The sequence below is a fragment of the Psychrobacillus soli genome, assembly GCF_006861775.1.
In the GTDB taxonomy this organism is placed as follows: Bacteria; Bacillota; Bacilli; order Bacillales_A; family Planococcaceae; genus Psychrobacillus; species Psychrobacillus soli.
In genome coordinates, this window is the sequence record NZ_VDGG01000073.1 from 1 (window position 1) to 13439 (window position 13439).

General features: G+C 37.1%; 11 protein-coding genes, 1 tRNA gene, 1 rRNA gene, 1 other RNA gene and 1 other annotated feature. Of the genes, 11 read left to right on the forward strand and 3 right to left on the reverse strand.

Going from position 1 to position 13439, the window contains the following annotated elements; all coding sequences use genetic code 11:
* From FG383_RS19785 to FG383_RS19800, 4 genes are all read left to right on the forward strand, one after another.
* A 23S ribosomal RNA gene (locus tag FG383_RS19785) occupies nucleotides 1-103 on the forward strand; the annotation flags it as partial.
* 523 nt (nucleotides 104-626) lie between these two features.
* A complete protein-coding gene (locus FG383_RS19790; protein ID WP_142609298.1) occupies nucleotides 627-1103 on the forward strand; it encodes a glutathione peroxidase in 477 nt (158 codons plus the stop codon).
* Nucleotides 1104-1205: 102 nt separating this feature from the next.
* Entirely contained in the window at nucleotides 1206-2672 is a 1467-nt protein-coding gene (guaB, locus tag FG383_RS19795; protein ID WP_142609299.1) for an IMP dehydrogenase, read from the forward strand.
* A gap of 143 nt (nucleotides 2673-2815) precedes the next feature.
* Nucleotides 2816-4150: a serine hydrolase gene (locus FG383_RS19800; RefSeq protein WP_142609301.1), complete on the forward strand. Its 1335-nt coding sequence runs from the start codon at nucleotides 2816-2818 to the stop codon at nucleotides 4148-4150.
* A 524-nt stretch (nucleotides 4151-4674) separates the two neighbouring features.
* Here the strand turns inward: FG383_RS19800 and pdxR are convergent.
* Complete coding sequence (gene pdxR / locus FG383_RS19805; protein ID WP_142609303.1) at nucleotides 4675-6087, reverse strand: MocR-like pyridoxine biosynthesis transcription factor PdxR; 1413 nt, start codon at nucleotides 6085-6087, stop codon at nucleotides 4675-4677.
* A 109-nt stretch (nucleotides 6088-6196) separates the two neighbouring features.
* Here pdxR and pdxS point away from each other — a divergent pair, with 109 nt between their 5' ends.
* The 3 genes from pdxS to serS all read left to right on the forward strand — a co-directional run bounded on the left by pdxS (nucleotide 6197) and on the right by serS (nucleotide 9245).
* Nucleotides 6197-7081 (forward strand): pyridoxal 5'-phosphate synthase lyase subunit PdxS, encoded by an 885-nt coding sequence (gene pdxS, locus FG383_RS19810; RefSeq protein WP_221887545.1) that lies wholly within the window; start codon nucleotides 6197-6199, stop codon nucleotides 7079-7081.
* 1 nt (nucleotide 7082) lies between these two features.
* A complete protein-coding gene (pdxT, locus tag FG383_RS19815) occupies nucleotides 7083-7676 on the forward strand; it encodes a pyridoxal 5'-phosphate synthase glutaminase subunit PdxT (RefSeq protein ID WP_142609307.1) in 594 nt (197 codons plus the stop codon).
* Between the two features lie 23 nt (nucleotides 7677-7699).
* Nucleotides 7700-7914 (forward strand) — a binding site (T-box leader).
* A gap of 56 nt (nucleotides 7915-7970) precedes the next feature.
* Nucleotides 7971-9245 carry a serine--tRNA ligase gene (gene serS, locus FG383_RS19820; protein WP_142609309.1) on the forward strand — a complete coding sequence of 425 codons (1275 nt, stop codon included), beginning with the start codon at nucleotides 7971-7973 and terminating at the stop codon, nucleotides 9243-9245.
* Between the two features lie 20 nt (nucleotides 9246-9265).
* Here the strand turns inward: serS and tadA are convergent, their stop codons facing one another.
* Nucleotides 9266-9736: a tRNA adenosine(34) deaminase TadA gene (gene tadA, locus FG383_RS19825; RefSeq protein WP_281285374.1), complete on the reverse strand. Its 471-nt coding sequence runs from the start codon at nucleotides 9734-9736 to the stop codon at nucleotides 9266-9268.
* A gap of 76 nt (nucleotides 9737-9812) precedes the next feature.
* Between tadA and FG383_RS19830 the strand changes: the two genes are divergently transcribed.
* The 3 genes from FG383_RS19830 to FG383_RS19840 all read left to right on the forward strand — a co-directional run bounded on the left by FG383_RS19830 (nucleotide 9813) and on the right by FG383_RS19840 (nucleotide 12359).
* Nucleotides 9813-10949: a glycosyl hydrolase family 18 protein gene (locus FG383_RS19830; RefSeq protein WP_246097071.1), complete on the forward strand. Its 1137-nt coding sequence runs from the start codon at nucleotides 9813-9815 to the stop codon at nucleotides 10947-10949.
* Between the two features lie 106 nt (nucleotides 10950-11055).
* Nucleotides 11056-11688 carry a deoxynucleoside kinase gene (locus FG383_RS19835; protein WP_142609313.1) on the forward strand — a complete coding sequence of 211 codons (633 nt, stop codon included), beginning with the start codon at nucleotides 11056-11058 and terminating at the stop codon, nucleotides 11686-11688.
* A 2-nt stretch (nucleotides 11689-11690) separates the two neighbouring features.
* Nucleotides 11691-12359, forward strand: a complete 669-nt coding sequence (locus tag FG383_RS19840; protein ID WP_142609315.1) for a deoxynucleoside kinase — start codon at nucleotides 11691-11693, stop codon at nucleotides 12357-12359.
* Nucleotides 12360-12499: 140 nt separating this feature from the next.
* Here the strand turns inward: FG383_RS19840 and FG383_RS19845 are convergent.
* Nucleotides 12500-12592: transfer RNA gene (locus tag FG383_RS19845), tRNA-Ser, on the reverse strand.
* Nucleotides 12593-12759: 167 nt separating this feature from the next.
* Between FG383_RS19845 and ffs the strand changes: the two genes are divergently transcribed.
* An RNA gene (gene ffs, locus FG383_RS19850) (signal recognition particle sRNA large type) lies at nucleotides 12760-13027 on the forward strand.
* Nucleotides 13028-13439: the final 412 nt, after the last annotated feature.

The following is a 13439-nucleotide window of genomic DNA, read 5'->3' on the forward strand; positions in this document are numbered from 1 at the left end:
AAGTAAGTAAGATCCCTCAAAGACGATGAGGTAGATAGGTTCGGGGTGGAAGCGTGGCGACACGTGCAGCTGACGAATACTAATCGATCGAGGACTTAACCAAATGTATTTATTTGTTGAAAATGTCTTTTATCCAGTTTTGAGTGAACAAGCACTCAATTAGTCTAGTGATGATGGCAAAGTCCAGTGTGGGCAAGGGTATGGCTTGTGCCTTCAATTCGAGAAAACGCGGCTACCATCATGGGGGTTTCCCCCTGTGAGAGTAGGACGTCGCTGGGCACTAATAAAGAAGTCGTTATCGAGTAATCGATAACGACTTCTTTTTGTTATGCTTTAGAAAATGAAAAAAGTTAGATGATAGAACCTTACTTAATTATATTTAAATAGAAGGCATCTTATATTTTGTTATTTGTAGTATTACTTAGAGATACATTCTCTCAACTCTTGCTCTTAAAGTAAATGTTAAGCCTCGAAAAATAAGATCCAAATAAAGTTTTTTTATAACTTTTGCTTATTTAGCATATACAAGTATACATTCTAAAAACTATCTCACATAAATCAAATGACTTGTACATGTATAAAAAAAGAAATATTGTATAGTTAAGACGAATGAAGGAGTGTTAAAAATGACATCAGTTTATGAATTTACAGCTAAGAATATAAAGGGTGAAGATGTATCTTTAGACGAGTTCAAGGGTAAACCATTAGTAATCGTAAACACTGCAAGTCATTGTGGATTTACACCGCAGTTCACTGAACTTCAGAAGTTATATGAAGAATATCATGATAAAGGACTAGAAATATTGGGTTTTCCTTGTAGTCAATTTAACAATCAAGAGTTTGAGGATATTGACAGTACATTGGAATATTGTCAACTAAATCATGGTGTTACTTTTCCTATGTTTGCAAAAGTAGATGTTAAAGGGAAGGAAATACATCCATTATTTCAATTTCTTACTACGGAGCAAAAAGGATTTTTATCTAATAACATAAAGTGGAATTTTACGAAGTTTTTAATCGATAAAGAAGGAAAAGTGGTAGGTAGATATGCACCGCAGACAGCTCCACTAAAAATGGAACAAGATATTCAAAAGTTTATTTGATAGAAAAGTCGGAATTAATGTTTAATTTAAGTGTTCTTGACACTAGACGTACACGCTGATAACCTTGTAATAATATTCAGTTATAGAAGGAGGAAATTAGAAATGTGGGAGTCTAAATTTCAAAAAGAAGGTTTAACATTTGATGATGTTTTGTTAGTTCCAGCTCAATCAGAGGTATTGCCAAAAGATATTAATCTTTCCGTTCAATTGACGAAGAAAGTAAAGTTGAACATCCCGGTAATTAGTGCTGGTATGGATACTGTGACGGAAGCTAAAATGGCGATTGCGATGGCTCGACAAGGTGGATTAGGTATTATTCATAAGAACATGAGCATTGAAGAACAGGCAGAGCAAGTTGAGACAGTTAAACGTTCTGAAAATGGGGTTATTACAGATCCTTTCTTCTTAACACCAACTCATCAAGTGTATGATGCAGAACACTTAATGGGGAAATACAGAATTTCTGGAGTTCCGATTGTAAATAATGAAGAAGATTTAACATTAGTCGGCATTATTACAAATCGCGATTTACGCTTTATCCAAGACTATTCTTTAAAAATTGATGAAGTAATGACAAAGGAACATTTAGTGACAGCACCAGTTGGTACTACACTCGAAGATGCAGAGAAAATTTTACAACAATATAAAATAGAAAAATTACCAATTGTAGATGATAATGGCATGTTAAAAGGATTAATCACAATTAAAGATATTGAAAAAGTGATTGAATTCCCAAATGCAGCGAAAGATCATCTTGGTCGTTTACTAGTAGGAGCAGCAGTTGGTGTAACGAAAGATACAATGCTTCGTGTAGAGAAACTCGTAGAATCACAAGTAGATGTCATTGTTATTGATACTGCACATGGTCATTCTCAAGGAGTTATGGATACAGTAAGGAGTATTAGAGAAGCTTATCCAGAGTTAGATATTGTTGCTGGAAATGTAGCAACTGGGGAAGCAACTCGCGCATTATTTGAAGCAGGTGCGGATGTTGTTAAAGTAGGAATTGGACCAGGTTCTATTTGTACAACTCGTGTAGTTGCAGGAGTCGGTGTTCCACAAATTACAGCAGTTTATGACTGTGCAACAGAAGCTCGTAAAGCAGGTAAAACGATTATTGCAGACGGAGGAATTAAGTACTCAGGAGATATTGTCAAAGCTCTTGCTGCAGGTGGACATGTTGTCATGCTAGGAAGCTTACTTGCTGGAACAACTGAAAGCCCAGGAGATACAGAAATTTTCCAAGGTAGACGCTTTAAAGTATACCGTGGAATGGGTTCAATTGGCGCAATGGAAAAAGGTTCAAAAGATCGATATTTCCAAGAAGATGCGAAAAAGTTAGTTCCGGAAGGTATTGAAGGTCGTCTTCCATACAAAGGACCACTTTCCGATACAATTCACCAACTACTTGGTGGTGTTCGTGCAGGAATGGGCTACTGTGGTACAGGAAATTTAGAGGATTTACGTGAGAATGCACAATTCATTCGCATGACAGGTGCAGGGCTTCGTGAAAGTCACCCACATGATGTTCAAATTACGAAAGAAGCTCCAAACTATTCTATTTCTTAAGGTTTACGTATAAATCGAAACTTTTGCACTCATTCGACGTCATAGTCTAGGTCGAATGGGTGCTTTTTTAATTACATAAGCCCTCTTATGGATAAAGTATGTTAAAATGAGCATTGAGAAAAACTAATAGTGGAGGTACAGTAGTGAAGAAAGTTTGGATGACATCAGTGATTAAGTGGCTAGTACTTCCGATGTTTCTTGTTTCAGTTATATGTGGAATGCCGACTGCTACAAAAGCAGAAGAAAGTTTAAATTTAAACGTCGATGCTGCAATATTAATCGACGCTGAAACAGGTAAAATTCTGTATGAAAAGAATGCAGATGCATCTTTAGGTATTGCTAGTATGACGAAAATGATGACGGAGTATTTACTATTTGAAGCGATTGAATCGGGAAAAATTACATGGGATCAACAATACTCTGTAACGGATTATACATATAAAATTTCTCAAAATCGTAGTTTAAGTAATGTTCCTCTTCGACAAGACGGTAGTTATTCAATTCGAGAATTGTATGAAGCAATGGCTATTTATTCTGCCAATGCTGCAACCATTGCTATCGCAGAAACAATTGCTGGTACGGAAGAGAATTTTGTGAAATTAATGAATGAAAAAGCGAAAGAAATGGGCTTAGTAGGTTATAAATTTGTCAATTCTTCCGGTTTAAATAATGAAGATTTGCAAGGGATGCATCCAGCAAGTACAGGAGCATCTGATGAAAATATAATGCCTGCTAAATCAGTAGCAAAATTGGCTTATTTGTTAATGAAAGATTATCCTGAAGTATTAGAAACAACGAAAATTCCTAAAAAAACATTCCGTGAGGGTACTTCTGATGCTATTGAAATGAGTAACTGGAATTGGATGTTACCGGGATTAGTTTTTGAATACGAAGGTGTAGATGGTTTAAAAACGGGTACGACAGAATTTGCAGGACATTCGTTTACTGGGACAGCTACAAGAAATGGTATGCGTGTAATTGCCGTTGTCATGAAAGCCGTAGATGCAAATGGCATGGGTTCGTATAAAGCACGTTTTGATGCTACGAAAGCATTATTTGACTATGGATTTGCTCAATTTTCAAAAGAAGAAATTGTTCCAGCTGGATATAAAATCCCGGAACATGAAACATTATCTGTTGAAAAAGGGAAAGAAGATACAGTAGCCATTGCTGTAAAAGATCCAATTTCAATGGTCATTAAGACAAATGAAAAAGAATTGTACAAGCCTGTATTTACAGCAGAAGCAGAAAAATTAGAAGCTGCTATTGAAAAAGGTACAGTAGTAGGAAAAGTACATCTAGAAAAAACTGAAGGAACAGACTATGGTTATATTCTTGATCAGGCGACAGAAGTGGATGTTGTAACGACTGAAGCAGTAGAACGGGCAAGTTGGATTAGCTTAATGTTCCAAGGTATCGGGAAATTCTTCGGTAATTTGTGGAGTAGCACAACTGATTTTATCGGTGGACTATTTTAACTAAAAAAGCACTGTAAACTCGAAACATCGGGTTTTACAGTGCTTTTTTCAATGAGAAAGTTATAAGTACCGGACATTTCGTTAACTTTCTCCGGTGAACAAAAGGAATGTCACTATTTTTTAAAAGCGTAATAAAGGGGTACAGGTATCAGAGCTTTAAATTGATCAGATTCCCTACGCAATATTTAGTAAAGCCAATTAGAAAATGCTTTCTCCGAATAAGTAGAGCATTTGCTTAGGATAAAGTTCGCTTCATACAACCATTTATTGGTAGGACACCTCGTATTCATCTTCGTCTCGCTCCAAGTAAACCTGTTATTATAAGAATTGGTTGCTTTCACTAGCAATTTGGTTGCTCTCGGATTTGATTTGATTNTTTACACATTCGAAAAAACTGTATAAAATTTTGTTTTTTACGAGTCGAAGTGGATAAGTAAGCCATTTCTGTTGATTTTCGCTGCAGGCGGAAATCATAGCGGTCACTAGCCAACGCACTATCTCTATACTGTGCAAACTATCCTTTATTATAGTAATTTTTTTATTTCTAGAGCGTCCATAAGTTGTTCAATGGAAGTTTCAAGATTTTCAGCTTCGATACCGCCAAATCCTAAAACAATTTTTGGTTTTTCAAATGGATTCTGTTTAGTAGAAACATATTCTTGTATGCCATGTATACGTATACCTGCTTGTTTTGCACGTGCAATCAGTTCACTTTCCGGTTTCATTGATTGGAAGGTTAATAAAAGATGCATACCTGCTTGTTCTCCGGAAATTGTAACGAGTGGATCATATGCTGCAATTGTTTTTGTTATAATTTCTAACTTGCGTTTATAAATTTTTCGCATTTTATTTAGATGTTTTGCAAAATAACCTGATTCCATGAACTTGGCGAGTATTTGCTGATCTATTCGAGGTACTGTAGCAGCGTAATAAGAATATTTTTGTTTATACTGTGCAATAAGCTGTTTCGGTAAAACTGCATATGCAATCCGAAGGGAAGGCATTAATGACTTTGAAAATGTACTTAAATAAATGACACGTTCGTTTTGATCGATTCCTTGTAAGGAAGGAATTGGTCTACCGGTGTATCTAAACTCACTATCATAGTCATCTTCTATAATGTATCGATTTTCTGATTGATAAGCCCAAGCAAGTAATTGTGTCCTACGGGTAGCAGAAAGAACAGCCCCTGTAGGAAACTGATGGGAAGGTGTTACATACATAACCGTAGCATTCGATCGTTCTAATTGTGAAATGAGGACTCCTTCGTTATCTACTAAAATTGGTACGGTTTTTTCCTTGTCTTCGAAAAGTAAGTGATGGGTAAGGGGATAACCGGGATTTTCAATTCCATAAATAGCTTCTGTCCCAAGTAAACGAATAATTAAGGGCATTATTTGCTCCGTTCCAGATCCCAGAATGATTTGCTCTGGTGTGCACTTAACACCCCTAGATTGATACAAATAGGAAGAAATTTGTTGTCTTAATACGTAATCCCCTTGAGGATGTCCAAGTGAAAGAACATCTTTATTGGATTCACTAATAATCTCTTTGGAATATTTTCTCCAAATTGTAAACGGAAAAGAATCCATGTCAATTTTCCCGGGAGAGAAATCAACGGAATAGATATCTGTTGTACTTTCATCTTGAACTATAAGAGGAGGATTTTGTTCCAACAACGCAAGTTCCTCTAAGTTTTGTATAAAAAAACCTTTTCTTGATTCAGAAGAAATAAATCCTTCCGAAACTAGTTGACTATATGCAAACTCTATAGTTGTTTGACTAACTGCTAAATATTCAGCTAGCTTTCTTTTAGAAGGCAGTTTGGCTCCTTCTTCAATTCTTCCATTAATAATTGCGTTTTTTATTTCTGTATAAAGCTGTTCATATAACGGGATTAGAGAGTCCTTTTCGAGCTGGAACATAAGAAAGTCCATTTTACCACCTATCTGACCACTTCAATTTAATGATTTCTGGTACTTTTCAAATGGTCATATTTTATTATACTAAACATTATAACAATTTGGAGGGGAAAATAATATGACAATCAATCAAACAGGTACAGATAGAGTAAAACGTGGAATGGCGGAAATGCAAAAAGGTGGCGTTATTATGGACGTTATCAATGCAGAGCAAGCAAAAATCGCAGAAGCAGCAGGAGCTGTCGCAGTAATGGCGTTAGAACGTGTACCTTCAGATATTCGTGCAGCAGGCGGTGTTGCTCGTATGGCAGATCCGCGCATTATGGAAGAAGTCATGGGTGCAGTAACTATTCCAGTAATGGCGAAAGCTCGTATTGGGCATATTACAGAAGCTCGTATTCTTGAAGCAATGGGTGTCGATTATATTGATGAATCCGAAGTATTAACACCTGCAGATGAAGAATATCACTTACGTAAAAGTGAATTTACAGTACCGTTTGTATGTGGATGTAAAGATTTAGGGGAGGCGGCTCGTCGTATTGGGGAAGGAGCTTCCATGCTTCGTACTAAAGGAGAACCGGGAACAGGGAATATCGTAGAAGCTGTTCGTCATTTACGTAAAGTGAATGCACAAGTTCGTAAAATTGTTCATATGAACGAAGATGAACTTATGACAGAAGCAAAAATATTAGGAGCACCGTATGAGGTGTTACTACAAATTAAACATAATGGTAAATTGCCAGTTGTAAACTTCGCAGCAGGTGGCGTTGCAACACCAGCAGATGCTGCTTTAATGATGGAGCTTGGAGCAGATGGAGTATTTGTTGGTTCAGGTATTTTTAAATCAGAAAATCCAGAGAAATTTGCACGTGCTATTGTAGAAGCAACAACACATTATCAAGACTATAACTTACTTGTAGAAATTTCAAAAGACTTAGGGATTCCAATGAAGGGAATCGAAATTTCTCGTTTATCTGCTGGGGAACGCATGCAAGATAGAGGGTGGTAATATGGTTAAAATAGGAGTTTTAGCTCTTCAAGGAGCGGTAAGTGAGCATGTTCGTTCTATTGAGGCTTGCGGAGTGGAAGCAATAATCGTAAAAAGTACAGACGAGTTAAATCTTGTAGATGGCTTAATCTTACCAGGTGGAGAAAGCACAACGATGCGTAAACTTATGGATCGACATGACATACTTACACCTGTAATAGAATTTGCTCAAGCAGGAAAGCCTATGTTTGGTACTTGTGCTGGACTTATATTACTTGCAAAAGAAATAGTTGGGTATGATTTTGCACATATCGGTGTATTAAACGCTACAGTAGAGCGTAATTCTTTTGGTCGCCAAGTAGATAGTTTTGAAACACAACTTGAAGTAAAAGGCATAGCAACTGATTTTCCTGCTGTTTTTATAAGAGCCCCGCATATTGTGGAAGTTGAACCAAATGTAGAAATACTTGCAACGCACGAAGGAAAAATAGTTATGGTTAGACAAGGACATTTACTTGGATGCTCTTTTCATCCCGAGTTAACAGTAGATCATCGCATTACTGCCTATTTTACTGAAATGGTAAAGGAATCGCTTGCCAAAAAAGCAACTGTATAGTAAAGTATGAGTAATTTCATGATTAAAAAACGATGATAGGAAGTAGTAACAAGCACGTTTTTTCTAGAGAGTCAGCGGCTGGTGCAAGCTGATATAAACACTTGTGAATCCGTCCTTTGAGTTGAACGGCTGAATTTTAGTAAGTCGTTTCCGGTTGAAAAGCCGTTATTTTACAAGTGGATTTGACATATGGTCAAGTCAATCAGGGTGGCAACGCGGGTATGCTCTCGTCCCTTTTATATGGGATGAGGGCTTTTTTGTCGTTTTTTTATTAAAAATTAGGAGGAATTATACATGTTAGATGTGAAATTTGTACGAGAAAATTACGAAACAGTAAAAGCGAAGCTAGCAAAACGTGGAGAAGAAATTTCTGAATTTGATCAATTCCAACCGTTAGACCAAAAGCGAAGAGAACTAATTGCTAAAACAGAAGTGCTAAAAGCGGAACGAAATGAATTCTCTCAAAAAATTTCAGAGATGAAACGTAATAAAGAAAATGCCGATGATATTATTGCTCGTATGCGTGAAGTTGGCGATGAGATTAAAGTATTGGATGACGAATTACGAGCAGTGGAAGAAAAGTTCGATCATATGATGATGCGCATCCCAAATATTCCACATGATAGTGTTCCTATTGGTGATTCAGAAGACGATAATGTGGAAATTCGTACATGGGGAGAAGTTCCTTCATTTGACTTTGAAACGAAAGCACATTGGGATATTGCAACGGATTTGAAAATAGTCGATTTTGAACGTGCAGCAAAAGTTACGGGAAGTCGTTTCGCTTTTTATCTTGGTTTAGGAGCAAGGCTTGAGCGTGCATTAATAAACTTTATGATGGATTTGCATTCAGAAGAGCATGGCTATGAAGAGATGCTTCCACCATACTTAGCTAATCGTACAAGTTTAACAGGTACTGGGCAGCTGCCGAAGTTTGAAGAAGATGCATTTTTAATAAATGAAGAGGACTACTTCTTAATCCCTACGGCAGAAGTTCCGGTAACAAACTTTTACCGTGATGAAATTCTAGACGGGGCAGCATTACCACAAGCATTTACTGCCTTTAGTGCTTGTTTCCGTTCAGAGGCAGGATCTGCCGGACGTGATACAAGAGGTTTAATACGTCAGCATCAATTTAATAAAGTGGAGCTTGTTCGTTTTGTGAAACCAGAAGAGTCTTACGAGCAGTTAGAGTTACTTACTGGTCATGCTGAAAAAGTGTTGCAGTTATTAGGTTTACCATATCGCGTGCTTCATATGTGTACGGCAGATTTAGGATTTACTGCTGCCAAAAAATATGATTTAGAAGTTTGGTTACCAAGTTATGGGGAGTATAAAGAGATTTCTTCTTGTAGTAACTTCGAGGATTTCCAAGCTCGTCGTTCTGGTATTCGCTTTAGAAGAGAAGCTGGTGCTAAACCTGAATACGTACACACATTGAATGGAAGTGGGCTTGCACTAGGTCGCACAGTGGCTGCAATTTTAGAAAACTACCAACAAGCAGATGGAACAGTAGTTGTTCCAGAAGTTTTAGTACCATATATGGGCGGTAAAACAGTTATTAAGTAAGATGAAAAGAACCAGAGATGCTATACGCGTTTCTGGTTCTTTTTTTGTGCTCGGAGATTCCGAAAAAATTGAGTAAGTAGACTACCACATTCTTCTGCCAATACTCCTTCCGTCACTTCACATATATGATTGAATCTATTGTCATTTAAAAGTCGGTATAACGAATCTACACAACCTGCTTTTGCATCTCTAGCACCGTATACTACTCGTGGAATACGGGATTGTAAAATAGCTCCTGCGCACATAGGACAAGGCTCTAGTGTGACATATAAAGTCGTTTCTTCCAATCGCCAGCTGCCAATTTTCGCGCACGCTTCTTGAATTGCTATTAACTCCGCATGGGTAGTGGCATTTTGAGTTGTCTCTCTTAAATTAAAAGCCTTTGCAATTACTTCATCTTTATATACGATAATAGCTCCGATTGGTACTTCTCCAATAGCAGCTGCTTTTTTCGCTTCTTCTACCGCTAAACTCATATAATGTTCATCCAATTTAAATCAGCCCCTTATGCATAGTGTAGCATGTTTTATTTACATACTGCATATTGTATGTGGAAGGAGTGATCGATTGATTTATATAGTGAAACAAGGAGATAGTTTATATGAGATAGCCAAGCATTTTGGTACAAATGTCGCAACGCTTGCTTCTATAAACGAACTTCCTGATCCAGATGTATTAGTCGTTGGTCAGGCACTTGTTTTACCATCTACCCCTAGTCCAGAACGGCCTATGATTGAAACAAACTTATACGTAGAATGGTATACCGAAGTACCATCACAAAATGTTATTCATCAAGTAGAGAAAAATGCAGACCAATTAACGTATATGATGCCATTTGCGTATGAAGTAAAGAGGGACGGCTCTTTACTTCCTATGAATTGGGGAAGTTTATCAGAAGTTGCGAAAACACATCAAGTAGAAACAGTTATTGTACTCGTAAATATTGAAAACTATGCATTTAGTGATACTTTAGCACATACCATTTTTACAAATGAAACCGTAAAGAATAATGTCTTTGCCCAAACAGTTGCAGAAGCAGAAAAAAGAGGCACGAAGCATATTCATGTTGACTTTGAGTATATAGATAAAGCGGACAGAGAAAATTATGTGACCTTCTTAAAAGAATTTAAGGATTTTGCGAAGGGATATGCCATTTCTGCAACCCTTGCACCAAAAACAAGTGCTGATCAAAATGGTAAATGGTACGGTGGATTCGATTATAAAGGAATTGGAGAAGTAGCAGATTTTGTTGTCATTATGACGTATGAATGGGGTTATAGTGGAGGCCCACCTATGGCAGTATCCCCGATTGGTCCAGTTCGAAAAGTATTAGAATATGCCGTAACAGAAATTGAGCCTAATAAAATCATGATGGGTCAAAATTTATATGGATATGACTGGACATTACCGTATAAACAAGGCAATCCAATCGCTAAAGCATTGAGTCCTCAACAAGCAATTCAATTAGCTAAAAATCGGAATGCTGCCATTGAGTATGATAAAGTTGCGCAAGCACCGTATTTTCATTATTGGCTAGATGGGAAAGAGCATGAAGTTTGGTTTGAGGATGCAAGGTCGATTGAAGCAAAGTTTAAACTGTTGAAAGAGTTAAAGTTATTAGGGATAGCCTATTGGCATAGTGGCTTTGACTTCCCGCAAAACTGGTATTTGCTACAAGAAATGTTTCGGGTGAATAAAAAATAGAGTATAGTTGTCTTTCTTTGGGAAAGGCAACTATATTCTATTTTTTATATTCGAGCTATGTTAAAATAAAGGGCACGATTTGAAATATTAGAGTGAGGGTAAAATAATGTCCATTCCATTTATTACGGTAGAAGGTCCCATAGGTGTTGGAAAGACCTCTTTAGCAAAGATAATTGCCACTAAGTATCAATTTGAATTGTTAAAAGAAATTGTGGATGAAAATCCTTTTTTAAATAAATTTTATGATGATATTGCCGAGTGGAGTTTCCAAACGGAAATGTTTTTTTTATGTAACCGATATAAGCAATTAAGTGATATAGACAAGAAGTATTTATCGAAAGATAAAGGAGTAATAGCGGATTATCATATTTTTAAAAATCTAATTTTCGCTAAACGTTCGTTAAATGAAGTAGAATATGAAAAGTATGAATCTATTTATCAAATTTTAACGAAAGATATGCCAGTTCCCAATATGGTTATTTATCTTGATGCAAGTTTAGACGTTCTTCTTAATCGCATTGATATGCGCGGAAGGGACTTTGAAAAAAAGATAAGCCCAGATTATTTACAGCAACTTTCCTCAGATTATCGGATGTTTATCAATCACTTTGAAAAAAAACATCCCAATATTCCGGTTCTAAGATTAGACGGAGACAAAATAGATTTTGTTCAAAATGGACAAGACTTACAAACAATATTAGATCAAGTAGATGCAACATTGCATAGAAGGAGTTTATAAGTATGAATTTAAGAGAGAAGTATGGCATCCCCTCAAATGCAGTTATTACAATTGCAGGAACTGTTGGTGTAGGAAAATCTACAATGACCAAAGCACTTGCGGATGCACTTCATTTTAAAACCTCTTTTGAGAAAGTAGATGCGAATCCATATTTAGATCGTTTTTATGAAGATTTCTCTAAGTGGAGTTTTCATTTACAAATTTACTTTTTAGCGGAGCGCTTTAAAGAACAAAAAAGAATGTTTGAATATGGCGGAGGATTTATCCAAGATCGTTCCATTTACGAAGACACAGGTATATTCGCTCAAATGCATAAAGAAAAAGGAACGATGGATCCAGTAGATCATGAAACGTATACGAGCTTGTTTGAAGCAATGGTTCTGACACCTTATTTCCCACATCCTGATTTATTGATTTACTTAGAAGGATCTTTAGATAATATTATTGATCGTATTCATGATCGAGGACGTCCGATGGAGCAACAGACACCTATTGCTTATTGGGAAGAAATGCATGGGCGTTATGAAAAGTGGATTGACTCTTTTAACGGGTGTCCAGTACTTCGCTTAAATATAAACGACTATGACATCGTACAAAATCCAGAAAATGTAGAAATGATTATTGCAAGAATTGGTCATTTTATAGAAAAAACCGCGATATTACGTAAATAATATAAAACCTCCCGCCAATTATAGGTGGGAGGTTTTAATATACATAATAATATTTAATTTTCTGATTAATAGGTACAAAGAAAAATTCGTTACCAATGCAACGAATTCAATCTCAAATTTATGCGTGTGTGTATTTAAAATGGAGGAGGAAGAGGGATTCGAACCCCCGCGCGGTATGACCCGCCTGTCGGTTTTCAAGACCGATCCCTTCAGCCAGACTTGGGTATTCCTCCGAAGTACAAGAACTAATTTATCATGCTTGAAAAATAAAGTCAATATATATCGTTATATTTTTGTTAAAAAAATAACTTGTCAATCATTGAGTAAATTTCTATGCAATCTGAATATAAATGTTCGTTTTCATTGATTTTTCTTTCTAAAAAAAGTATACTAGTAGATGCCGTGCTAGGTGGGAAGGTAGCGGTGTCTTGTAACTCGCAATCCGCTCTAGCGAGACTGAACTCCTTCTCTGAGGTTGAATACATGTAGGGTCTGGTCCTTGCACGTGATGTTGACGTTTGGGTCCTGCGCAATGAGTGCCCATGAACCATGTCAGGTCCGGAAGGAAGCAGCATTAAGTGGTGCTTTCTCATGTGCCGCGGGGTAGCCTAAGCCGAGTTAACGACAAGGGTGCCGCTTATGTGTTTCAAGCGAAGGAAGGTGCACGGCATTAAATTAACTGATCAACTCATTTGTCCATTGGACGAATGAGTTTTTTTGTGTTCGTAGGAAATAATAAAGTAGATGGTATCACACTATATAGAGATACTGCGTGGTAATGCGTTGAATAAAGTGTTCGCTGGGATTTTCGCTGCAGTCGAACGCTTTCCCCCGGGTGAGCGATGAGCCATCCCCGCCGCTTAGGTGTCGTAGGGATGTCTCATTTGCTCACAGAGGAACAAAGGCTAAGAGCGCCACATCGTGTGGCAACGCCTTCGTGACCAACATCCTGTTGGCCTCGGCAGGAGTCGTCGCCTACAGCGAAAATCAAAGGAAATTTCTTACATATCAGCTTCGGATCGTAAAAAACAAAATTTTATACAGTTTTTCAAAAGGGTGAATCCAGTAAATGGCATAGGG